This window comes from Streptomyces sp. NPDC004838 (genome assembly GCF_053600955.1).
The window spans coordinates 122,596-145,952 of the sequence record NZ_JBSGAW010000004.1; the positions used below are offsets into that span (position 1 = coordinate 122,596).

17 protein-coding genes, 2 tRNA genes and 1 pseudogene are annotated in these 23,357 nt (G+C 71.5%); 6 read left to right on the plus strand and 14 right to left on the minus strand.

All coding sequences use genetic code 11. The features are described from left to right. Positions 1-154: 154 nt before the first annotated feature. A complete protein-coding gene (lepA, locus tag ACWEFL_RS06645) occupies positions 155-2,023 on the minus strand; it encodes a translation elongation factor 4 (protein ID WP_451708366.1) in 1,869 nt (622 codons plus the stop codon). Between the two features lie 217 nt (positions 2,024-2,240). Between lepA and rpsT the strand changes: the two genes are divergently transcribed. Next, positions 2,241-2,507 carry a 30S ribosomal protein S20 gene (gene rpsT / locus ACWEFL_RS06650; RefSeq protein ID WP_451708369.1) on the plus strand — a complete coding sequence of 89 codons (267 nt, stop codon included), beginning with the start codon at positions 2,241-2,243 and terminating at the stop codon, positions 2,505-2,507. Between the two features lie 472 nt (positions 2,508-2,979). On the opposite strand, the gene holA is transcribed toward rpsT, so the two are convergent. After that, entirely contained in the window at positions 2,980-3,966 is a 987-nt protein-coding gene (gene holA, locus ACWEFL_RS06655; RefSeq protein WP_451708372.1) for a DNA polymerase III subunit delta, read from the minus strand. 70 nt (positions 3,967-4,036) lie between these two features. On the opposite strand from holA, the gene ACWEFL_RS06660 reads away from it, so the two are divergent. Then, positions 4,037-4,285, plus strand: a complete 249-nt coding sequence (locus ACWEFL_RS06660) for a hypothetical protein (RefSeq protein ID WP_451708374.1) — start codon at positions 4,037-4,039, stop codon at positions 4,283-4,285. A 108-nt stretch (positions 4,286-4,393) separates the two neighbouring features. Beyond that, positions 4,394-4,837 carry a DUF4240 domain-containing protein gene (locus ACWEFL_RS06665; protein ID WP_451708377.1) on the plus strand — a complete coding sequence of 148 codons (444 nt, stop codon included), beginning with the start codon at positions 4,394-4,396 and terminating at the stop codon, positions 4,835-4,837. 40 nt (positions 4,838-4,877) lie between these two features. Here the strand turns inward: ACWEFL_RS06665 and ACWEFL_RS06670 are convergent, their stop codons facing one another. From ACWEFL_RS06670 to leuS, 6 genes and pseudogenes are all read right to left on the minus strand, one after another. Further along, the gene (locus ACWEFL_RS06670; RefSeq protein ID WP_451708380.1) at positions 4,878-5,657 is read right to left on the minus strand and encodes an arylamine N-acetyltransferase family protein; all 780 of its coding nucleotides are present in this window, start codon (positions 5,655-5,657) and stop codon (positions 4,878-4,880) included. Between the two features lie 146 nt (positions 5,658-5,803). Beyond that, positions 5,804-8,452: pseudogene (locus ACWEFL_RS06675) on the minus strand (ComEC/Rec2 family competence protein); the annotation flags it as partial. Further along, positions 8,449-9,105, minus strand: a complete 657-nt coding sequence (locus ACWEFL_RS06680) for a helix-hairpin-helix domain-containing protein (protein ID WP_451708382.1) — start codon at positions 9,103-9,105, stop codon at positions 8,449-8,451. The gene ACWEFL_RS06680 and the pseudogene ACWEFL_RS06675, both read right to left, overlap by 4 nt. A gap of 752 nt (positions 9,106-9,857) precedes the next feature. After that, a complete protein-coding gene (locus ACWEFL_RS06685) occupies positions 9,858-10,703 on the minus strand; it encodes a DegV family protein (RefSeq protein ID WP_451708385.1) in 846 nt (281 codons plus the stop codon). Positions 10,704-11,007: 304 nt separating this feature from the next. Next, a complete protein-coding gene (locus ACWEFL_RS06690) occupies positions 11,008-11,805 on the minus strand; it encodes a hypothetical protein (RefSeq protein ID WP_451708387.1) in 798 nt (265 codons plus the stop codon). 161 nt (positions 11,806-11,966) lie between these two features. Further along, entirely contained in the window at positions 11,967-14,834 is a 2,868-nt protein-coding gene (gene leuS, locus ACWEFL_RS06695; protein WP_451708389.1) for a leucine--tRNA ligase, read from the minus strand. Between the two features lie 716 nt (positions 14,835-15,550). Here leuS and ACWEFL_RS06700 point away from each other — a divergent pair. Next, on the plus strand, positions 15,551-17,110 hold the full coding sequence (locus tag ACWEFL_RS06700; RefSeq protein ID WP_451708391.1) for a hypothetical protein: 1,560 nt from the start codon (positions 15,551-15,553) through the stop codon (positions 17,108-17,110). Then, positions 17,107-18,696, plus strand: a complete 1,590-nt coding sequence (locus tag ACWEFL_RS06705) for a ferredoxin (protein ID WP_451708393.1) — start codon at positions 17,107-17,109, stop codon at positions 18,694-18,696. The genes ACWEFL_RS06700 and ACWEFL_RS06705 overlap by 4 nt, the downstream gene beginning before the upstream one ends. A 170-nt stretch (positions 18,697-18,866) precedes the next feature. Here ACWEFL_RS06705 and ACWEFL_RS06710 read toward each other — a convergent pair. Both ACWEFL_RS06710 and ACWEFL_RS06715 read right to left on the minus strand, forming a co-directional pair. Then, positions 18,867-18,939, minus strand: a tRNA-Ala gene (locus tag ACWEFL_RS06710). 214 nt (positions 18,940-19,153) lie between these two features. Continuing rightward, entirely contained in the window at positions 19,154-19,387 is a 234-nt protein-coding gene (locus ACWEFL_RS06715) for a hypothetical protein (protein WP_451708395.1), read from the minus strand. A 115-nt stretch (positions 19,388-19,502) separates the two neighbouring features. On the opposite strand from ACWEFL_RS06715, the gene ACWEFL_RS06720 reads away from it, so the two are divergent. Continuing rightward, positions 19,503-19,670: a hypothetical protein gene (locus ACWEFL_RS06720; protein WP_451708876.1), complete on the plus strand. Its 168-nt coding sequence runs from the start codon at positions 19,503-19,505 to the stop codon at positions 19,668-19,670. 402 nt (positions 19,671-20,072) lie between these two features. Here ACWEFL_RS06720 and ACWEFL_RS06725 read toward each other — a convergent pair. The 4 genes from ACWEFL_RS06725 to ACWEFL_RS06740 all read right to left on the minus strand — a co-directional run bounded on the left by ACWEFL_RS06725 (position 20,073) and on the right by ACWEFL_RS06740 (position 23,357). Further along, positions 20,073-20,145: transfer RNA gene (locus tag ACWEFL_RS06725), tRNA-Ala, on the minus strand. A 118-nt stretch (positions 20,146-20,263) separates the two neighbouring features. After that, positions 20,264-20,920 (minus strand): histidine phosphatase family protein, encoded by a 657-nt coding sequence (locus ACWEFL_RS06730; protein ID WP_451708829.1) that lies wholly within the window; start codon positions 20,918-20,920, stop codon positions 20,264-20,266. Then, the gene (gene rsfS / locus ACWEFL_RS06735) at positions 20,917-21,348 is read right to left on the minus strand and encodes a ribosome silencing factor (RefSeq protein WP_451708832.1); all 432 of its coding nucleotides are present in this window, start codon (positions 21,346-21,348) and stop codon (positions 20,917-20,919) included. The genes ACWEFL_RS06730 and rsfS overlap by 4 nt, the downstream gene beginning before the upstream one ends. Positions 21,349-21,587: 239 nt before the next feature. Beyond that, positions 21,588-23,357: a LytR C-terminal domain-containing protein gene (locus ACWEFL_RS06740; protein ID WP_451708398.1), complete on the minus strand. Its 1,770-nt coding sequence runs from the start codon at positions 23,355-23,357 to the stop codon at positions 21,588-21,590.

A 23,357-nucleotide genomic window follows, 5' to 3' on the forward strand; every position in this document is an offset into this window, starting at 1 on the left:
GATCCGTCACAGGGGGTGGGCGCTGATTCCGTACGCGTACGGCGGGTCCGGCCCCGGCAGCCGCGGCCGGGCGGTGCCGGACCGGTCGGCCAGTCGGGTGATGCCGGGCCCGGCCGCCAGCCGGGTGCTCCGGCGGTGCCGGACCGGCCGGCGGCTACTTCTTGCTCTTGCCGCCGCTCTCGTCGCTGGACAGCACCGCGATGAACGCCTCCTGCGGCACCTCCACGCTGCCGACCATCTTCATCCGCTTCTTGCCTTCCTTCTGCTTCTCCAGCAGCTTCCGCTTACGGGAGATGTCGCCGCCGTAGCACTTGGCGAGGACGTCCTTGCGGATGGCGCGGATGGTCTCGCGGGCGATGACCCGGGAGCCGATGGCGGCCTGGATCGGCACCTCGAACGCCTGCCGGGGGATCAGCTCGCGCAACTTGGCGACGAGCCGCACACCGTAGGCGTAGGCCGCGTCCTTGTGGGTGATCGCCGAGAACGCGTCGACCTTGTCGCCGTGCAGCAGGATGTCCACCTTGACCAGGCTGGACACCAGCTCGCCCGTGGGCTCGTAGTCGAGGGAGGCGTAACCGCGCGTCTTGGACTTCAGCTGGTCGAAGAAGTCGAAGACGATCTCGGCGAGGGGGAGGGTGTAGCGGATCTCGACCCGGTCCTCGGAGAGGTAGTCCATGCCGAGCAGGGTGCCGCGACGGGTCTGGCACAGCTCCATGATCGCGCCGATGAACTCACTGGGCGCGAGGATCGTGGCCCGTACGACCGGCTCGTGGACCTCCGCGATCTTGCCCTCGGGGAACTCGCTTGGGTTGGTGACCGAGACCTCGGCCCCGTCCTCCATGACCACGCGGTAGACCACGTTCGGGGCCGTGGCGATCAGATCGAGGCCGAACTCGCGCTCCAGCCTCTCCCGGATCACGTCCAGGTGCAGCAGCCCGAGGAAGCCGACGCGGAAGCCGAAGCCGAGCGCCGCGGAGGTCTCGGGCTCGTACACCAGCGCGGCGTCGTTGAGCTGGAGCTTGTCGAGGGCGTCGCGCAGCTCGGGATAGTCCGAGCCGTCCAGCGGGTAGAGGCCGGAGAACACCATCGGCTTGGGGTCCTTGTAGCCGCCGAGCGCCTCGGTGGCGCCCTTGTGCTGCTGGGTGATGGTGTCGCCGACCTTGGACTGGCGGACGTCCTTCACCCCGGTGATCAGATAGCCCACCTCGCCGACGCCGAGGCCGTCGGCGGGGAGCATCTCGGGCGAGTTGGTGCCGATCTCCAGCAGCTCGTGCGTGGCGCCGGTGGACATCATCCGGATCCGCTCGCGCTTGCCGAGCTTCCCGTCGATGACGCGTACGTAGGTGACGACGCCGCGGTAGGAGTCGTAGACCGAGTCGAAGATCATCGCTCGGGCGGGCGCGTCGGCAACGCCGACGGGGGCGGGCACCTCCCGCACCACGCGGTCGAGCAGCGCCTCGACGCCGAGACCGGTCTTGGCCGAGACCTTGAGCACGTCGTCCGGGTCGCAGCCGACGAGATTCGCCAGCTCCTCGGAGAACTTCTCCGGCTGGGCCGCCGGGAGGTCGATCTTGTTGAGGACCGGAACGATGGTGAGATCGTTCTCCATCGCCAGATAGAGGTTGGCGAGGGTCTGCGCCTCGATGCCCTGCGCGGCGTCCACGAGCAGGATCGTGCCCTCACAGGCCGCGAGGGAGCGGGACACCTCGTAGGTGAAGTCCACGTGCCCAGGCGTGTCGATCATGTTCAGGATGTGGGTCGTGCCCTGGCCGACGCCCTCGGTGGGCGCCCAGGGCAGTCGGACGGCCTGGGACTTGATCGTGATGCCCCGTTCGCGCTCGATGTCCATCCGGTCGAGGTACTGGGCACGCATCTGCCGCTGCTCCACCACCCCGGTCAGCTGAAGCATCCGGTCGGCGAGGGTCGACTTGCCGTGGTCGATGTGCGCGATGATGCAGAAATTGCGGATCAGCGCCGGGTCGGTACGGCTCGGCTCGGGCACGTTGAGAGGAGTCGCGGGCACGCAGGGTCCTGATTCTTGAGACGCCGGGCGTCTCGTCTCGGGCGAAGGCGGATCGATACGTAGCCTCCATGGTCCCACGGGTAAGGGACTGCGCCCCGTTTGGGACGCCCGGAGGGTGACTGGTAGCCTGGCTAGCTGTGTCTCGATTCCCCGTGTCGTACGGGGATCATGGACGAGACGCTCATCAAAGATCAACCGAACCTGAGAAGGCTCTTTCGTGGCGAACATCAAGTCCCAGATCAAGCGGAACAAGACGAACGAGAAGGCGCGCCTGCGCAACAAGGCCGTCAAGTCCTCGCTCAAGACCGCGATCCGCAAGGCCCGCGAGGCCGCCGCCGCGGGTGACGTCGAGAAGGCCACCGCGGCTTCTCGTGAGGCCGCCCGCAAGCTCGACAAGGCTGTCTCGAAGGGCGTCATCCACAAGAACGCCGCCGCCAACAAGAAGTCGGCGCTGGCGTCCAAGGTGGCCGCCCTCCAGGGCTGAGCACTCACGCAGCACCCCCGCAGTACTCCCGGCGGTTTCCCTCGCGGGACGACCCGCCGGACGACTTGATCGCCGGACGGACCTGAGCGGGCCCTCTCTCTCCGCTCCCCGACCGGCCCCTGGGACTCGCACTTGGACCTGCGTTCGCCACGCGGGTGCGAGTCCGCACAGCAGGACCACCCCGAAGGCCCCGGCTCCCACCGGGGCCTTCGGCGCTCCCTCCCTCCCGCGCCATCCACGACCCCCACGGCCCCGGCTCCTTGCCGTCCGGTCCAGGCACCGGTTTGGTGAGTGCGCCGAGGGTCCGCGCCGTGTGGGTGTCTCCCCCCAGCGAGTGAGCTGGAGGGGCGCGCGGGTGTCGAAAGGGAGAGCGCGCGGAGGTCCCGAGGTACGAGCGGTCGAGCACGGTCGACCGTCGACACACGCTCAGAGCGCCCCGGAAGTAAACCGAGCCACAAAAAGAAGGGCCCCCTCAGCGCCGGATTCGGGCGGCACGCGCGATCGCGACGACCGCCTTCTCCAGCGCGTACTCCGGATCGTCTCCGCCGCCCTTCACTCCCGCGTCCGCCTCGGCGACCGCCCGCAGCGCCATGGCGACGCCGTCCGGCGTCCATCCCCGCATCTGCTGCCGTACCCGGTCGATCTTCCACGGCGGCATCCCCAGCTCACGCGCCAGATCCGCCGGCCGGCCCCCGCGCGCGGAGGAGAGCTTGCCGATCGCCCGGACGCCCTGGGCCAACGCGCTGGTGATCAGCACGGGCGCGACCCCGGTCGACAGCGACCACCGCAGCGCCTCCAGCGCCTCGGCCGCCCGGCCCTCCACCGCGCGGTCGGCTACGGTGAAGCTGGACGCCTCGGCACGGCCCGTGTAGTACCGCCCGACGACGGCCTCGTCGATCGTGCCCTCCACATCCGCGACGAGCTGCGAGACCGCGCTGGCCAGCTCCCGCAGATCGCTGCCGATGGAGTCGACAAGCGACTGGCACGCCTCGGGCGTCGCCGACCTGCCGAGCGCCCGGAACTCCGACCGCACGAACGTCAGCCGCTCCGCGGCCTTCGTGGTCTTGGGGCAGGCGATCTCCCGCGCACCCGCCTTCCGGGCCGCGTCCAGCAGCCCCTTGCCCTTTGCTCCGCCGGGGTGCAGCAGGACGAGGGTGATCTCCTCGACAGGCGCGTCGAGATACCCCTTGATGTCCTTGATCGTGTCGGCGGAGAGATCCTGCGCGTTCCGCACGATCACGACCTTGCGCTCGGCGAAGAGCGACGGGCTCGTCAGCTCGGCGAGCGAGCCGGGCTGAAGCTGATCGGCGGTCAGATCGCGGACATCCGTATCGGCGTCGGCGGCCCGCGCGGCCGCCACCACCTGCTGCACCGCGCGGTCGAGGAGCAGGTCCTCCTGGCCCACGGCGAGGGTGACGGGGGCGAGCGGATCGTCTGTCGAATTCTTCCTGGTGGCCATCGCGCTCCAGCATCCCACGGGCCACTGACACTCCGTCCCGGAGCCGCCGCCCGTATCGCACAATGACCGGGTGAGCGAAGGACGACATGTACTGGTACTGCCGGACCGCGACGCCGCCGAAGAGGTGGCGCGGGAGCTGGCGGACCGCTTCGGCGTGGCCGAGGAACCGCAGCTCGTACGCGACGCGCTGGCCGGCGAGGACGACGCCGAGGACGCCCAGTGGCTGGTCGTCCTGGAGGACCCCGAGGCCCGACTCGACCCCGCCGCGCTCGACGGCTTCGCGGCGGAGTACGACGGGTGGCTGGAGACGCCCCGGTGACAACGGAGCCGCCTCGCGCCTCGCCGCTCCCCCGGTGACGCCTCGCCGCTCCCCGGCGGCACGGAGCGGCCCCGTCCCGGTGTCAGTCCCCTGGGGGATGCTTCGGCCATGGACACCCACATGGACGAGAACGACTTCTGGCAGCTCCTGGAGGAGTGCCGCCCCGCCGGCCCCGACCCCGACGCGGACGGCCTCGCCGAGGCCCTGACCTCCCGCCTGTCCCGGGGCACGGTCCCCGAGGTGATCGGCTTCGCGGAGCAGTTGGCCCGGCTGCTGTACCGGCTCGACCGCCGGGAGTACGGGGACGAACTGTCCGGCGACGCCTTTCTCTACACCCGCTGCGCCGTTGTCGCCGACGGTAGGAACGCCTACGAGCGCGTGCTCGGTGACACGGCCGCGTTCCGTCCCTACGCCGAGGAGTTCATCTGGGCCGAGGGCATCCTGTACGTCCCGGACAACGCGTACGAGCACCTCACCGGCGAGAAGTGGAACCGCGACACCCGGTACAGCTACGAGTCCTACTCGAACACGGAGGGCTGGGCCGACCGGTAGCCCGCGGGGGCATGGGGTCCGGTGCCCTCCGGGAACCCGCTCAGCAGTCGGCGCGGTGGGGTTCGAGCGGCAGACGGCCCAGCCGGAGCCCGAAGTGGTCATGGTAGGCGGCGAGGACCGCCGCGTCGCCGGAGAGCGGCTGCTCCCGCCGCTCACCGTGGCCGGTGGTGACCAGTGTGTGACCGCTGAGGGTGATCCGGCCTTCGGCGGTGAGCCGGGAGCAGATGAGGGACTTGGTGAAGTGCGACCGGGGCGATGTGCTGTGCCACCAGGCTGCGGCCCGGAAGTCCTCCAGCTCACGCGGCCGGGTCTCCAGGCGGAACTGCGGCACTCCGTCCCGGTGGACGTCGAGATCACCGTGCTCGGACGCCTCGACGAGCCGGAACGTACCGGCCGGGTCGCTCTGCTCCTCGCGGAGGTCGAATGCGAGGGGGTGGTGGGCGTGGTCGCCGAACCCGACATCGGCCAGCCAGCGACCGGCACCGTCCTCGGTCTCCACCAGCAGCGCGAGATGGCCGTACGGAATCCCGAGCCGCCCTCCTTCGTCGAACACGCGGGCCTGGAGCAGGGTGACGTGGAACCCGAGGTCCCTGAGCAACACCGCGAACGCGCCGTTGAGTTCGTAGCAGAAACCGCCTCGCTCGCGGCCCACGACCTTGGCGAGCAGTGCTTTCTCCTCCAGCACGATGTCCTCGCCGAGATGGATCGACAGGTTCTCGAACGGGACGGTCCGCAAGTGCCGCAGCTGTAGATCGCGCAGCGCGGCGGCGTCTGCGTGCTCCGGGCGGTCGGCACCGATACGGCGGAGGTAGTCGTCCATGGTGACAGTGTGACCCCAGTGCCGAACCCGACACACCGTGATCGGCGGGAGTGAGGGCCATCGCTCACAGAGTGTCCGCCCTGCGGGGCCCGGCCGAGGCCGGGCCCCGGAGCACGGCGCGCCCGGCATGGAACCCGGCGGCCACGCCGGAGCACGGCCCGCAGATCCCGGCCGGCTCCCGTCACGGCGATCGGCCCGTCCCTGTCGGTGCGGAACACCGCCGCTCCCCCGGCTCTGAGCGCGTCGATGGTACGGGGCGCGGGATGACCGTACCCGTTGTCGCGGCCCGCGGAGATCAGCGCCAGCCTGGGGCGCACGGCATGGAGCAGGCCGGGGTGCTGGTGGGCGGAGCCGTGGTGGGCGACCTTGAGCACATCGACCGGCAAGAGGTCCGGACGGGCCAGCAGCAGGCCCCGCTGTGCCGGTGGTTCCAGATCGCCGAGGAGCAGCACGGTCGGCCCCTCCCGGACGCGTACGAGCAGGGTGACGCTGGCGTCGTTGGGCCCTTCCGGCACGATGGCGGATCCCCTGCCCGCGCCGTCCACGCCCGACGGGTGGCCGGTCGGCGGGAGGCCGGTGACGGGGCTCGCGGCTGGGCCGGTCGCCGGCAGGCGGACCGTGGGCCAGAGCACCTGCCAGCTCAGCCGCCCCACCGCGCGTACCTCCCCGGCCGTGGCACGGATCAGGGGCACTCGCGCCGCCGCCGTCACTCTGCGGACGAAGGCGCTCTGCTCCCTCGGTTCGTCAAGCGTGGTGGCCTGAACCGCGCCGATCGTCCTGCCCCGGAGGACTCCCGGCAGCCCCCGGACGTGGTCGGCGTGGAAATGGGTGAGCAGCACGAGGGGGACTCGGGTGACCCCGAGGTCGCTCAGACACCGGTCGGCGAGTTCGGGGTCGGGGCCGGCGTCGACGACCACCGCCGAGCCGTCCCCGACCGCCAGCACGGTGGAGTCTCCCTGCCCGACGTCACACATCGCGTAGGACCAGCCGGGCGGCGGCCAGCCGGTGAGGACTCTGATGAGCGGAGCCGGGCGCACCAGGGCGAGAAGGAGCAGCAGGGCGCAGGCGGCGGCCGTCCAGGGGTGGCGCGGCAGCCTGCGGAGGATGAGGAGGGCCAGGGCGGTGACGGCGGCGAGCAGGAGACCGCCGCCCCAGCCGTCCGGCCAGTCCACCTGCGCGCCGGGCAGCCCCGCCCCGGCGCGGGCGACGGAGGCGATCCATCCGGCGGGCCATCCGGCCACCCGGGCGAGCGCCTCCGCTAGGGGCATCGAGACCGTGGCCGCCGCGAGGGTGGAGAAACCGAGCACGGTGGCCGGTGCCACCGCGATCTCGGCCACCAGGTTGCAAGGGATCGCCACCAGGCTGAGCCTGCCCGCGAAGACCGCGACCACGGGAGCGCACACGGCCTGTGCCGCTCCGGCTGCGGCCAGCGCCTCGGCGAGCCTCGGCGGCACGCCCTTGCGTTCCAGCAGGGCGCTCCAGGTGGGGGCGATGGTGAGCAGTGCGCCGGTCGCCAGCACGGAGAGCAGGAATCCGTAGTTCCGCGCGAGCCAGGGGTCGTACAGCACGAGCGTCAGTACGGCGGCCGCCAGTGCGGGGATCAGGGTTCGCCTGCGTCCGGTGCCGATGGCGAGCAGTGTGATGGCCCCGCAGGCCGCCGCTCTCAGGACGCTCGGCTCCGGCCTGCAGACGACGACGAAGGCCAGTGTCAGCGCTCCGCCTGTCAGGGCCGTCCCCCGCAGCGTGATGCCCAACCGGGGTGCGAGGCCGCCCCGTTCGGCGAGCCCGGCTCTGGAAGGGGCCCCGATGAGGAGGATCAGCACGACGACGAGGTTGCTTCCCGAAACAGCGAGAAGGTGGGTGAGGTCGGTCGCCTCGAAGGCGTCCTGAAGCTCGGGAGTGACGCGCGAGGTGTCGCCGACGGTGAGTCCGGGGAGGAGGGCGCGAGCGTCCGGACTCAGCGCCTCCGTCGCCTCCCGCAGGCCCGCCCGCAGCTCTCCGGCCCGTCGCTGGAGGGCCGTTGGCGCGCCGGTGACGCGCGGCTCCGATCCGCGCACTCTCAGCACGGCCGCGAAGCGGTCGTTCCCGGTCAGCGGCGGTGCGAGGCGTCCGGACAGCTTCAGCCGGGTCGTAGGCAGCAGACGCCTCCATCGGGCGAGGGTGTCAGGGGGGACCCCCGGCCGGAGGACCACCAGCACGGGCGTCCGGGTGGCGGTGACCGTCCCGCCGGTGGAGGTCACCCGCGTCGCTTCCGCGTCGAACATCAGCGACCGTGCCGTCTCCGGGTCGCCGGGAGCCCGAGGACGGGTGAGCCGGGGGTCGGAGGTGACCGTCAACTCGACGGTCGTGTGGGCGTACCGCTCGGCGAGGGAGGGCACGGGGCCACGACGGAGATCCGCGCCGTGCAGTCCGGCCGAGGCGGCCCCCGCGCCGCCGCAGAGCAGGATCGCGGCGAGAGCTGTGGCATGGAGCCCGTGCCGACGTCCGGGGCGGGCTCGCGGGGTACGCCCGGTGAGAGGGGGGCCGCCTTCCCGCCGGACCGTTCCCGTGCGGCCAGGCGCGGACCCACGCCTGATCGCTGTCATGGCCGCGGGGGCGAGCAGCACCCCCGCCAGGACCGCGCAGACGGTGACGCCGACCGCCGTCCACCGTCCCGGCGCGCCCAGCGCGAGGGCGGACGCCGCCCAGGCCGCCAGGGCCGGAGGTACCAGCCGCAGATCGGCGGGGGCTTCCTGGCGCGGGTGGGACGCTCCCAGCCGGTGCCCCGACGCGGCGTGCACCGCCTGGCGGGTCATGGCCGTACAAGGGTCTGGAGGTCGGCGAACCGGCGGTCGCCGATCCCGTCGACCTCGCGGAGTTCGTCGACCGACCGGAAACCGCCGTTACGGGTGCGGTAGTCGACGATGTGCTGTGCCAGCACGGGACCGACGCCCGGCAGGGTGTCGAGCTGCTCCGCCGTGGCCGCGTTGAGACTCAAGGGCCCGGCGGGCAGCCCGCCTCCCGCGCCGCCGTCATTCTGCGGACGGAAGCGCCCCGTTCCCGGTCCCGGTGCGGCCGCTCCCGGTGCCGCCGGTCCCGTCCCGGAGAACCCGGGTGGCGTCGGCACCCCCACGAGCACCTGTTCCCCGTCGATGAGCACCCGCGCCCGGTTGAGGCCGGTCAGATCCGCGCCCTCCTTGACCCCGCCGGCTGCCGTCAACGCGTCGGCGACCCGTGATCCGGCCGGCAGCCGCAGGACACCGGGTCGGCGCACCTTGCCGCCGACGTCGACCACGATCCGCGCGGCAGCCCCCGCGCCCGAGAGCGACAGCGGTCCGGTGGAGGGCCGGGGCGACTGCGGTGCGGGAGTGCCCTGATGGGCCGCAACCCGCGCCGGGGCCGGGACGCTCTCAGGCCGGCCCACCCAGAAGTGCTGGGCCGCGAAGACCGCCGCCACGACCGGTACCACGGCCAGAGCGGCGAGGGTTCTCGGTTCGAGCCCGCATCGGAGCTGCGCCCACAGCGGCAACCGCTCCCGCAGGACGAGCGCCGCCCGCCGCCGGACGCCCCGGCCGGAGCCCGATAAGGCACCGGACCGCGGCCCCTCGTCCGCGGCGAGACCGTCAACGGCACAAGGGCCTCTGCCCACGTCGGAGCCCGCGTCCGCATCAGAGCCCCCGTGTGCGGAGGAGCCCGTGCCGGTGCCGGAGCCTGTGCCGATGCCGGAGCCTCTCTCCCTCGCGCCGAGACCCACCCGAGCGCTCCCACCGACGCCCGTGCCCACGCCGAACCGGCCGGATGCGCCGTCCCCGATGTCCGGTGCGGCACCCCCACCGCCCGCCGGCCCCGCGAACAGGGCGTCCGCCCGGCGACGCAGGGCGATCGCCGAAGCGTCGACCGTGCCTGTGCCGCGCGCACGGGAGGCACCGGACGCGCGGGGTGCGCCGGGTGCGCGGGACCTGCGGAACGCACGGGCCGGTCGTCGGCCCCCGCCGGGTCCGGGAGCTGTGCCATGCCCGGTGCGGGCACGGCCGTCGGATGCCGGGGCGCGACCCGGCCCACTGGTTACGGAGCGTGATCGAAGAGCCATGCACAGGACGGTAGGCGCATCCGTCCGAGCCCGCTGAGCAGGCTCAATTCCTGTGGAAAACCAGCGCGTTGTGGATAACCGGGTCACCCTCACGTGCTAGCGGCAGACCCCCTGCACATCCGTCAGGGGTATCAGCGCAGGGAGATCACGGCACCCAGCAGCCCTGGCCCGGTATGCGCCCCGATCACCGCGCCCACTTCACTGACATGCAGGTCGGCCAGGCCCGGCAGCCTCTCCCGCAGCCGTTCCGAGAGCGCGCCGGCCCGCTCCGGCGCGGCGAGATGGTGGACGGCGACGTCGACCGTACTCGCGCCCGCCCGCTCGACCACGATCTCCTCCAGGCGGGCGATCGCCTTGGATGCCGTACGCACTTTCTCCAGCATCTCGATCCGGCCGCCGTCCAGTTGCAGCAGCGGCTTCACCGCCAGCGCCGAGCCCAGCAGCGCCTGGGCGGCCCCGATCCGGCCGCCGCGCCGCAGATAGTCGAGGGTGTCGACGTAGAAGTAGGCGGACGTGCCCGCGGCCCGCTTCTCCGCCGCCGCCACCGCCTCGTCCAGGGTGCCGCCGCCCTCGGCCGTCTCCGCGGCCGCGAGGGCGCAGAATCCGAGGGCCATCGCGACCATCCCGGTGTCCACCACCCGCACCGGGACGGGTGCCTCCTTGGCGGCGAGTACGGCCGCGTCGTACGTCCCGGAGAACTCCGCGGACAGATGGAGGGAGACGATTCCGGTCGCGCCCGCGTCCGCCGCGATCCGATAGGTTTCCGCGAACGTCTCGGGGCTCGGCCGCGAGGTGGTCACGGAACGTCGCTTCTGGAGTGCGAGCGCGAGAGAGCGGGCCGAGATCTCGGTGCCCTCTTCAAGCGCCTGACCACCGAGTACGACCGTCAGCGGCACCGCCACGATGCCGTGGCGCTCCAACGCCGGCTGCGGCAGGTAGGCCGTGGAATCGGTGATGATCGCGACATGGCGGGACATGAGCGGGAGGTTACCGGTCGGCGGCATCGGACGGCAGCCCAGCCCCTCGCCGATCACGCGTCACCATGCCCCCGGCCGACGGGGGACGCCCACCGGACCGCCTCCCCCGGCCCACCCGACCAGGCCGGCGCACGGCCTCGGTCCCACCGCACCGGTTCGCGGTCTCCACTTCGTGTGCCGGTTGTCGTCCCGGACCCGGCGCGTCGCCGGTTCCCGGTCCCGTCATATGCGGCACGGCGTCGCCGTGCCGACGCACCGGTCCGGGTCCCCGCTCCAGCCCGTCGTCTCCGCCCCCGTCACGCCGTCAGTTCGTCGTCTCGGGGCGGGCGGTCTTCTGCCAGGGATAGGTCTCCACCCGCGGGTCACGCGCCGTGATCGCCTGCGGTTCCGGCTGCGGGGACGGGCCATCGGGAGCACCGGCCCGCGTGGCGGCGTCCTCCTGGGGCCAGGTCTGCTCCGGAACGGCACCGTCCGCCTCCGGCCAGTCGGCGGCCGCCCGAGGAGCGCCCTGCGGCTCACCGGTCGGGGCGGCTCCGGCACCGGCCTTCGGCTCCCCGGTCGCCGACCAGTTCCTCAGTGCGTCGGCCTCCATGTCGATCTGGGTGCTGAGCGAGTCCAGATCGTCGTCGGCGAACTCCCGCGCCCGGTCCCGTGCGGCCCACCGCAGCGATTCCGCGGAGCGAATGATCCGCTCGGCGCGCTCGCGCAGATCCGGGAGCCTCGCGGCCACCGTGGTCCGGTCGGGCTCGCGCTCCAGCCGCTTCAGCTCGTCGTCCAGCTCGTGCCCGTGCGCGCTCAGACGCTCGAAGAGGCCGATGGACTCGGAGAGCGAGGCGTCCTCCGACACGCCCGCGCGCAGCGCGTCCTGGGTCGCCCGCATCGATGTCCGCAGCTTCAGCCGCAGCTGCGCCAGCTCACCGGCGACGCCGACCTGCCCATAGCTCTTGGCCCGGAGCGTGGTCTCCTCGACCGTACGCCGGGCCTGGCTGACCGTACGCTCCACACCTCGCTTGGCCGCTCCGACAGCCTTCACCGTGACAAACACCCCCAACGCCACGAAGGCGAAGAAAAGCAGCGCCAGAATCAGAATCACGGCGTCCATGGACAATCCTTCGGCGTCGATTGTGGTTCTTCCACCGTAAACGGAACGGGCAGGCGGAGGGTTCCTTCGGAACCCCCAACCTGCCCGTAGGGGAGACCCTGAAAACGGGGTCGGGGCGCACGGCCCGGCGTGGCGGTCCCGCCGTCGGCCGGACGGGGAGCCTACGCGGGAACGATGTTGACCAGCTTCGGCGCCCGGACGATCACCTTGCGGATGCCCGCGCCGTCCAGCGCCGCGACCACGGCCGGGTCGCTCAGCGCCAGTGTCCGCAACTCCTCGTCCGCGATCGACGGCGGGACCTCCAGCCGCGCCTTCACCTTGCCCTTGATCTGGACGACGCAGGTCACGGTCTCGTCCACGACGTACGCCGGGTCCGCGACCGGGAAGTCCTGGTGTACGACCGAGTCGGTGTGGCCCAGCTTGCGCCACAGCTCCTCCGCGATGTGCGGGGCCAGCGGGGCGATCAGCAGCACCAGGCTCTCGGCCACGCCTCTCGGCAGCGGGCCGCCCGCCTTGGTCAGATGGTTGTTCAGCTCGGTGATCTTGGCGATGGCGGTGTTGAAGCGCAGCCCGGCCAGATCCTGTCCGGCGCCGTCGATCGCCTTGTGCAGGGCGCGCAGGGTGGCGTCGTCGGGCGCCACGTCGTCGACGACCGTGACCGATCCCGTCGCCTCGTCGACGATGTTGCGCCACAGCCGCTGCAGCAGCCGGTACTGGCCGACGACGGCCCGCGTGTCCCACGGCCGGGACACGTCCAGCGGCCCCATCGCCATCTCGTACAGCCGCAGTGTGTCGGCTCCGTACCCGGCGGCGATCTCGTCCGGGGTGACCGCGTTCTTCAGGGACTTGCCCATCTTGCCCAGCTCGCGCTTGACCGGCTCGCCCTGGAACCAGAACTTCCCCTCCCTCTCCTCCACCTCGGCGGCGGGAACCGGGAAGCCGCGGCCGTCCCGGTAGACGTACGCCTGGATCATGCCCTGGTTGTACAGCTTGTGGAACGGCTCCGGGGAGGAGATGTGCCCCAGGTCGAACAGCACCTTGGACCAGAATCGCGCGTACAGCAGATGCAGTACGGCGTGCTCGGCGCCGCCGACGTACAGATCGACACCGCCGTGCGGCATGCCGTCGCGCGGCCCCATCCAGTACTGCTCGATGGCAGGGTCGACCAGCTTCTCGCTGTTGTGCGGGTCCAGGTAACGCAGTTCGTACCAGCAGGAGCCCGCCCAGTTGGGCATGGTGTTGGTCTCGCGGCGGTACTTCCGGGGCCCGTCGCCCAGGTCCAGGGTGACGTCGACCCACTCCTCGTTACGGGACAGGGGCGTCTCGGGCTGGGTGTCGGCGTCCTCGGGGTCGAAGGTGCGCGGGGTGTAGTCGTCGACTTCGGGCAGTTCGAGCGGCAGCATCGATTCGGGCAGCGCGTGGGCGACGCCGTCCTCGTCGTAGACGATGGGGAAGGGCTCGCCCCAGTAGCGCTGCCGGCTGAACAGCCAGTCGCGCAGCCGGAAATTGACGGTTCCCTCGCCGATTCCGCGCGCGGTCAGCCACTCGGTGATACGGGACTTGGCCTCGGCGACGTCCAGGCCGTCCAGGGAGATCTGGTCGTTGGCGGAGTTGATCGCCGGTCCCTGACCGGTGAACGCCTCCCCCTCCCAGCCGTCGGGCGGCTGCACGGTGCGGATGATCGGCAGCTCGAACGCCTCGGCGAACTCCCAGTCGCGCTCGTCCTGTCCGGGGACCGCCATGATCGCGCCGGTGCCGTAGCCCATCAGGACGTAGTCGGCGACGAAGACCGGGATACGGGTGCCCGTGACCGGGTTGACGGCGTACGCGCCGGTGAAGACGCCGGTCTTGTCCTTGTGCTCGGTCTGCCGCTCGACGTCGCTCTTGGTCTGGGCCTGCTTGCGGTAGGCCGCCACGGCCTCGGCGGGGGTGGCCGCCCCGCCGGTCCAGGTGTCCTTGACGCCCTGGGGCCATTCCGGGGGCAGGATCGAGTCGATCAGACCGTGCTCGGGGGCCAGCACCATATAGGTCGCGCCGAACAGGGTGTCGGGGCGGGTGGTGAAGACGGTGATCCGGGCCTCGTCGCGGTGTTCGATGGGGAAGTCGACGCGCGCGCCCTCGGAGCGGCCGATCCAGTTGCGCTGCTGCAGCTTGATCGCCTCGGGCCAGTCCAGGGCGTCCAGATCGTTCAGCAGCCGGTCGGCGTAGGAGGTGATGCGCATGTTCCACTGGCGCAGCTTGGCCTTGAAGACCGGGAAGTTGCCGCGCTCGGAACGGCCGTCGGCGGTGACCTCCTCATTGGCCAGCACGGTGCCCAGTCCGGGGCACCAGTTGACGGGCGCCTCGGAGGCGTACGCCAGGCGGTAGCCGCCCAGCACGTCCGCCCGCTCGACGGCGCTCAGCTCACTCCACGCGCGCGTGGAGCCCGGCACCGGGAGTCGTCCGTCCTCGAACTGTGCGATCAGCTCGGCGATCGGGCGGGCCCGCCGCGCCTCATCGTCGTACCAGGAGTTGAAGATCTGCAGGAAGATCCACTGGGTCCACCGGTAGTACTCCGGGTCGATCGTCGCGATCGACCGGCGCTGGTCGTGCCCCAGACCCAGGCGGCGCAGCTGGCGCTTCATGTTCTCCATGGCCGCCTCGGTCGACACACGGGGGTGTGTGCCGGTGGCGACCGCGTGCTGCTCGGCGGGCAGGCCGAAGGCGTCGAAGCCCAGGGTGTGCAGCACGTTGTGCCCGGTCATCCGCTGGTGACGGGCGAAGACGTCGGTGGCGATGTAGCCCAGGGGGTGTCCGACGTGCAGACCGGCACCCGAGGGGTAGGGGAACATGTCCATGATGAACTTCTTGGGCCGCGCCACCAGGGCGGGGTCCCCGGCCAGGTCACCGGTCGGGTTCGGGGCCTCGTACGTGCCTTCGGCCTCCCAGAAGTCCTGCCAGCGTGCCTCGATGTCGGCGGCCATTGCCGCCGTGTACCGGTGCGGCGCGGCCGCCTCGGCCGCGGAAGCAGCGGAATTCGTCTCGCTCATGATCCTCAAAGCTCCATCGATCGTCTCTGCCAGCGGTTTGGAAGGGCGGCACTGCCCACAAACAAAAGGACCCCTCGCACAGGAGGGGACGCCGCGCCGAATCCGACCGGATTTTTCATCCGTCGGGACTGATCAGCGCGGCTCGCTAAGCAGAAGGCGTACGGCACGCATGACGCCAGGGTACCGCAGCGGACGTTCCGGGCGCGCGAGGGATACCCCTCGCCGAGACGCAGGGGATACCCCTTGCCGGGACCGTGGCCGCCGGGCCGGGGGTCGCCCTCCGGCCGGATCCAGGCCCGGATCCGGCCGGACCCGGGGCCTCATCGAACCAACCCGCACCGAGCCCCGTATGTATCCCCATGGAGATCGATGGGCTGCCCACGGGAGACCGCGGCGGGGGGCGGACGCGGGGCGCCGGGGAGGCGGGAGTGCCCGCGTTCGGCAGAGCACTTCCCGACGGCCGCCTGACTATTCCCCAGTCGCGCCACTTACTCCGCGTATCGACCCCATCCGGGGCAACCCCCGCACCAGTTGGCTGTAATTCGCCCCTCTAAACCTCTGAAACGTCGTACCGCTCGGTATGGGTCGACTTAGCATGCGTCAACGGGACCGCATTCCCGCACCCTCGGAGTTGCCCCATGAAGCCTCACCGCAAGAGCCGTTCGTCGCCGGCGCGCAGTACCGGGTTCAGGGCCCCGGTCCAAGGCGGCCTGATCGTGGCGGCGTTCGTGCTCGTTCCTCTGCTCGCCGTCGGCGGGAGCGACAGCTTCCGCGCCGCGCTCGACTTCACCACCGGGGTTCTGTCTCTGCTGTCCCTGACCGCGTCGATCGCGTGGGGGCTCATCGCCACGGACCGGCTGCTGCTGTCTCCGCGCCACCGCCTCGTCGCCCAGGCCGTCCACCGTGCCACGGCGACCGCCTCGCTCGGCTTCCTGGTACTTCACGCCACCGTCAAGGTGTCGCTCGGACATGTGGAACTCATCGGCGCCCTGGTGCCGTTCGGCCTCGGCGTGAGCGGTACGTCCGGGCTCATCGGCTTCGGCTCGCTGGCCGGCTTCCTCATGGTGATCGCGGGAACGACCGGCGCGCTGCGCAGCGCGCTGGCCGGCAACGTCAAGGTCGCCGGGCGCTGGCGAACCCTGCACATGCTGGCCTATCCGGCCTGGAGCTTCGCGCTTGTCCACGGCCTGTTCGCCGGCCGCCCGGCCGCGACCTGGGTCGTGGTGATGTACTGCCTGGCGCTGGTGGCCGTCGCGGGCGCCGTGTCCGTACGCCTGCTACCGCGCCCCGCGCAGCGCCGCCTGGCCGGCAGAGTGCTCGGTCTGCCCGGCGGCGGCTCCGAGGGCCGCTCGGACGACGCCTCGCAGCGTGACCTCGCGCAGGCTCCCCTCCCCGGTCTTCCCGGCCCGAGCGGTGCGGCGGCATTCGGCCGCGGGAACGGCCTTCCCCCGCAGCGCCCCTTCGAAGCGGACCTCCAGCGCGAGACGGTCCTCGGCCGGACCGCACTCGGCCGGCCCCGTCAGCAGGCCCGGCTCGCGCCCCCCGCCCCGCAGCTCTACGAGGCTCCCCCGTCCCTGGCCTCGGAGCCCGCCACGAGCGGCAGCGGCCTCGGCTCTCGCGCGAGCACCCCGGCGGGCCTCTCCGCCGACACACCCACCGGAGCCGGCGCGGGACTGGGCGCGGGCGCCGGAACCGGGATCTCCGCCGCCTATCGAGCGGTCTCCCTCGCCGGCGAGCCCTCCGCTCCGCTGGCCGAGCGCATACCGATGACCGAGGAACTCCCCGTCGTCCCGGACGACGGACCCTCCCCCGGCCTGTGGCCCACCCCGTCGCCGCCGCCCCCCGCGCAGGCTTTCGTCGCCGAGTTCCCGCCGCAGCCGTCCGGGACGTTCCCGACCGAGACCCCGCCCCTCGCGCAGATGTTCATGTCCGAGCCGGTGCAGGCCGTACCCCCGTCGTTCGACCCTCCTCCCCCGTACGACCCGGCCGGTTACGGTTCCCAGGCGCCAGGCACGTCCTTCGGCTCCTCGCCGTACACGGCCCGGCAGCCGGACGCCGCGCCGTACGGAACCTCGGCCTTCACCGCTCCGTCCCGGTACGAGGCGCCCGCGGCAGCCCCGTACCCACTCTCCGAACCCGCCTACGGAACTTCATCCGCCGCATACGACCCGGCCGACCCGGCCGCATACGACGACCACACACAGGCGATGCCCGGACCGCTCTTCCCGCCGCAGGCGGGAGAGCCCTGGAACACGCCCGCAGGAGACCGACCTTGAACACCCCCCTCCCCGATGTGCCCGAGGTCCGCGTCGTCGGCCTCCCTCAGTTGACCCAGGGCTTCGACCTGGTCGACCGCCTCGATCTGCAGATGCACCTCAAGGTGCACGGCCCGCTCGAACCGGTGACGGGCGAGCGGCTCGCGCAACTCGCCGAGGAGATATCCCTGCGCGGTCGCGGCGGCGCCGGCTTCCCCTTCGGGCAGAAGCTGCGTGCCGTCGCCGAGTCCGCCATCCGACGCGGGGTGCGGCCCGTCGTCGTGGTCAACGGCAGCGAGGGCGAACCCGCCTGCCGCAAGGACACCGTGCTGCTGAACCGGGCGCCCCATCTGATCCTGGACGGCGCGCTGCTGGCGGCCGAGGCGCTCGGGGCGCGCACCCTGGTCGTCGCCGTGACCCGCAACTCCACGGAGATCTCGATGCGGGCCGCTCTCGCCGAGCGCGGTCTGTCGGACCGGCGCGGACAGCAGTTGCGCGCGCGGATCGTCCGTACGCCGGAGCGGATGGTCTCCGGTGAGGCGTCCTCCGTCATCCGCGCGGTCAACGGCGGTCCCGCTCTTCCGCCGGGACGCCGTGTGCGGGCGGCGGACACCGGCGTCGGTGGTGCTCCGACACTGCTGTCCAACGCGGAGACGTACGCGCAACTCGCCGTCGCCGCCCGGATCGGTGCCCGCCGTTACGGCAACACCGGTACGGGATCCGAGCCGGGCACGGTCATGCTGACGATCTCCGGGGCCGTGGCGCGTCCGATGGTGGTCGAGGTGCCCACGGGTGTGCCGCTGCGGTACGTGCTGCAGATGGCGGGCGCTCCGCCGCTCCCCCAGGGGGTGCTGACCGGTGGCTACCACGGCAACTGGATCGACTCGGTGGCCGTCCACGAGGCGGTGGTCTCGCGCGAGTCGCTGGCGGCCGTGGGCGGTTCGCTCGGTGCCGGCGCGATCCTTCCGATCGGCCCGGAGACCTGTCCCCTGGGTGAGGCGCTGCGGGTGGCCAACTGGCTCGCCGCCGAGACGGCCGGCCAGTGCGGTCCCTGCAAGTTGGGGCTGCCCGCGGCGGCGGGCGGTCTCGCGGACGTCATGAACGGCGGCGGTCCGGCGGCGTTGGAGGCCCTGCGCGAGGTGACGCAGGCCGTGAAGGGCCGGGGCGCGTGCAAGCACCCCGACGGCTCGGCGCGGTTCTTCGCGTCCACCCTGTCCGCGTTCACGGACGATCTGGCGGCCCATGTGCTGCACGGCGGCTGCGGGCGCGAGACGACCGGTGTGCTGCCTCTTCCGATGCCCGGCTACGAGGAGGCGGAGGAGTCGATCCCGAGCGGCGAGAAGGTCCTCATCGACTGGACCCTCTGCCAGGGGCACGGGCTCTGCGCCGACGTCATCCCCGAACTGATCCGGATCAACCCGGACGGCTACCCGTCGGTGGCCGACGCGATGGTGCCGATGCATCTGCGGGGGCGCGCGCAGCGAGCCGTACGGCGGTGTCCGGCCCTGGCGATGCGTATCGAGCAGACCTCCGCGCCGGCGCCGAAGGCGGGCCGTCCCGCACTGCCCGCCGCCAGTCGCAAGGCGTTGGGCAGCGGCCGCGGTTGACGGCGACCGCACCGCGCTGAAATGGAGAAAAGGGGGCGGGTCACCCGATCGGGTACCCGCCCTCCTTCTGTCGCCACCGGGGAACCAAACCTCCGACAGGCGACAAAAAATCCCACCGGACCGATCGGTCCCGGCGGGATCTTCCGAACAGAGCTTCAGAGTGAAGCCTGTGGAGCTAAGGAGAATTGAACTCCTGACCTCCTGCATGCCATGCAGGCGCTCTACCAACTGAGCTATAGCCCCTTGCGAGATGCCGCCCGAGCGTTCGCTCCCCTCGCGGGTTCCTCGTGGCGACATCGACCACACTAACGCTCTGCCGGGCGCATCTCCAAATCGTTTCCGCCGCTCCTGGGGGCCGTGGAGCGGGCTGTGCGGATGGCACGGCCCGTGCCGCGGAACCCGTCGGCCCGTGCCGCGCGGAACGGCTGGAATCCGCCCGTCAGGGCGCCGGGCGGGCCTATGCCGTAGCGAACGAGTAGAAGCGCTTGAGCGCGCAGTGCTCGTCCAGGAGACGCCCGTAGATGGGCTCGCCCTCAAGCTCCCGGTAGGTCTCGATGGGATCGCCTTTTATGATCAGCGCCCGCGCGCACTCCTCGCACCAGTACTGGTACTCGGGATTGATCGGGTCCATGTCCCGGACGATGGGCGTACCGCTGCCGCACCAGTCACATTTACGCCTGTGTGCCCCCATCAGTCAGTTCCAGCTGTGGCCGCAGGACGTGCACACGTAAGAAACTCCACCATTGTCACCGAGGACCTGGGCGACATGCGCCGATCCGCAGGACGGGCAACTGAGGAGTACGCGTATGTCCGCCGTCGCGAGCAGGGCATCGTTCAACCGGCTCCTGCTGGCGGACATCGTGCTCTCCTTCCCGTTCTGGCCGGTGTCCCCTCCGGCCGTCCGATTCTGCCATGGCCACGCAAGATGGTCAGTGACGTTTGCATACGAGACCGGCCACAACTCCAAGGAGTGACACGGGGGTCGGGGCCTGGCGCGGATCCGCAGGTCGTCGAAGGAGCGCTCCGCCCCGGCGCGGTCGGCCGGTTCGCGAGCAACGTACCGAGCAACGTACCGAGAAAGGCGGTCCGGCCCATCTGCCGGACCCCGGTGAAGGTCACCGTCAGCCTGCGGGCGTCCACCGCGAACTCCCGGCGCACTCCCCCGGCGCTCCCGTGGGAGCGGGGCTGAAGAGCGCACGCCGGACCCACGCCGACAGTGCTGAGCCCCGGGTGCGGCGGGAGCCGCCGACTTCGCTCTCCGGACCCACGGCGGGTTCACGCCCCCTCCCCGCGCAACCGCCGGAAATGGCCGGACGGCCACCATCGGGGGAAACACGGAATCCCCGCCCTCTGGAGAGGACGGGGATTCCGGACTGTGGAGCTAAGGAGAATTGAACTCCTGACCTCCTGCATGCCATGCAGGCGCTCTACCAACTGAGCTATAGCCCCGCGTGTTCTTCGCGCTCGGCGCTGCGAACAAGAAGAACTTTAGCCTGCGACCAGCCGGAAAGTGAAATCCGCCGGGTACAGGGCCGTCACCGGCCTCATGACCCCGGTGGGAGCGGGGTCAGTCGTCGTCGCCGAGGACCGGTTCCGGCAGGGTGCCGGCGTTGTGCTCCAGCAGCCGCCAGCCGCGCGCGCCCTGGCCGAGGACCGACCAGCAGCAGTTGGACAGTCCGCCGAGGCTCTCCCAGTGGTGGGAGTCGAGGCCCAGCAGCCGGCCGATCGTGGTACGGATGGTGCCGCCGTGGCTGACCACGACCAGGGTGCCGTTCTCCGGCAGCTTCCCGGCATGGCGGAGCACCACGGGAGCCGCCCGGTCGGCGACCTCGGTCTCCAGTTCGCCGCCGCCCCGGCGCACCGGCTCGCCGCGCTTCCAGGCCGCGTACTGATCGCCGTGCCGCTCGATGATCTCCTGGTGGGTCAGTCCCTGCCAGACGCCGGCGTAGGTCTCGCGCAGGGCCGAGTCGTACGAGACGTCGAGGCCGGTCAGCCCGGCGAGCTCACCGGCCGTGGCGGCGGCTCGCTTGAGGTCGGAGGCGATGATCGCGTCCGGCTTGAGGGCGGCGAGCAGCCGCGCGGCCCGGCGGGCCTGGGCGACACCGCTCTCGGTGAGGGCGATGTCCGTGGTCCCTTGGAAGCGGCGCTCGAGATTCCAGGAGGTCTGGCCGTGCCGCCACAGGACGAGACGGCGGCCGGGCCGCTGGTAGGCGTCCTCGTTCAGTTCAGCTCACCGTCCGCTTTGCCCGACAGCTCCGCGTGCGCAGCGGCCTTGCCGCGGGTCTGGAGGGCGTCCTCGGGAAGGGGCAGCTCGGGGCAGTCCTTCCACAGCCTCTCCAGGGCGTAGAAGACGCGCTCCTCGCTGTGCTGGACGTGGACCACGATGTCGACGTAGTCGAGGAGGATCCAGCGGGCGTCGCGGTCGCCCTCCCGGCGGACCGGCTTGGCGTCCAGCTCCTTGCTCAGCCTCTCCTCGATCTCGTCGACGATCGACCTGACCTGGCGGTCGTTGGGCGCGGAGGCGAGCACGAAGGCGTCGGTGATCGACAGCACATCGCTGACGTCATAGGCGATGATGTCGTGGGCGAGCCGGTCGGCAGCCGCCTGGGCGGCGGCGTTGACGAGCTCGATGGAGCGGTCCGTAGCGGTCACAAGCAGGCTTTCGTCGGCGGTCGAGTAACCCTTCAAGGGTCTCACGGACCACCGACAACCCTCGCCCCACTATTCGGCGGCCCCCGTGCAGGCACGCTCCCGCCGGTCCGGACGGCCCGTCCCCCCCCCATCCCCTCGTGTCGCTGTGTCCCGGATCACCACGGCTGCCACGCGGGCTCACCGTGTCCCTGTCGCGGGCGGGGCCGGTCAGGCCGGCTCCGCCCGCGATCCGGGTTCTGTCATCCGGTGCCGAAGTCCTTGCCGAGGACGACGCTGATGTCGGCGTTGGCGACGGGGGCGCCCTTCTTCACCACGCTCGTCGGCAGGCCCAGGGTCTTGGCGACCTCGGTGGCCTCCGCCTTCTTCGCCTCGTCGGCGTAGGTGATCCGCGAGGCGGGGGCGGTGTCGGCCTTGCCGCTGTCGAGGACGGTGTAGCCGCCGTTGACCAGGGAGATCCGGGCGGTCTCGGTGGCCGAGGTCTTCCCGGTCGCGTTCTTGACGCCCACGCGAACGGCCGCGCCCTGTTCCGGAGCGCTGACCGAGCCGCCCAGGATGTCCTTGACCACGCTGTCGGACGCCTGCTCGGTGAGCGTGCCGTCCTGCTGGACCGGCAGCAACGCCGTCTTGTAGTCGCCGCCCTTGGCGCGCTCCGCGAGCTTGGCGAGCGATGCGCCCAGATCCTTTTCCGTCAGGGAGGGGTCGAGGATCTGCGCCAGGGTCTCCACGGTGACGGTCGCGGACTTCGCGTCGCTCGGGAGCTTCTTCAGAACGCCCTGCATGACCTGGCCGAAGCGCTGGAGCTGTGCGGCCTCGGCCTCGCCGGGCCCGAGATGGGTCGCGTACGCGACGGCCGCGCGCCCGTTCAGGGTCTGGTTCTCGCCCTTCTTCACCAGCGGCGCGGCGCCCTTCTTGTCACCGGGCACCTCCGCGTCGGTGGTCAGGTCGATGGTGCCGACCAGCTCGACCAGGTTCTCCAGGAAGGGCGTGTCGAGCCGCCAGGTACCGGTGATCTTCGCGCCGAGGAGGGTACCGACCGCCTCGCGGGTGCCCGCCGAGCCGTCGTCGTCCACGGACTTGCCGAGGGTGGTCCCGGTGCCGTCGTCGTTGGCGACGGTGAGCGAGTTGGGGAGCAGGACGGTGGTGCCCTGCCGGGTGGTGACGTTGTCGACGAGCAGGGCTGTGGAGGTGGCGCCCTTCTTCTTGGTGTTGTGCAGATGCACCACGATCACATCCCGCTTCTGCGGGCCGGTGGCCGTGTCCGACTTCTGGTCGTCGGAGAGCCCGGGCAGCCCCTCCGTGGCCCAGAGGTAGCCGACGCCGCCCAGGACGACGAGCGCCAGGACGACGGCGAGCGCGACGACGCGGTGGCGGCCCTGGCGCTTGGCCTCCTCACGCCGCTCGGAACGGCTCTCCGTGAACTTGAGCCAGTCGATGACGTCCTCGGAGTCCTCGTCGGGCTCCTCGATGAAGGAGAACTGCTCCGTGCGGTACTCCCGGTCGCCGTCGGGCCGGCGCTGGCCGGGCACGATCGGCTCGGGGGCGTCCTGCCCGGTCTCCGGGACGGCGGCGGTCGCCGCGAGCGAGCCGGCCGGGTCGGCGGTCTGCTGGTGCTGGGTGTTCCACTGCTGGGTGGTGTCCGGGTGCTGGGTGGTGTCCACGGCGGCGGGCTGCCGGCCGGTGTCGTAGCCGTGGGCATAGCCGTCGTGGCCCGTGTCGTACCCGTACGGGTATCCCTGAGCGTCCTGGCCGGTGTGGCTCCGGTCCTGCTGGGGAAGCTGCGCGTACGGATCGTACGGCCCGGCCTGCGCGGCCTGCTGCGCGTAAGGGTCGTAGCCGTACCCCTGAGGGGTCTGCCCCGGTGCCTGGTGCTGCTCTGGGTGCTGCGGTTGCTGCTGCGCGTAGGGGTCGTACTGCTGGGGCTGCTGATAGACCGGCTGCCCGTACTCGTCGTAGCCGATGATCTGCGGCTCCTGGTAATACGGATCGTACGGATTCTGCTGGTCGTTCAC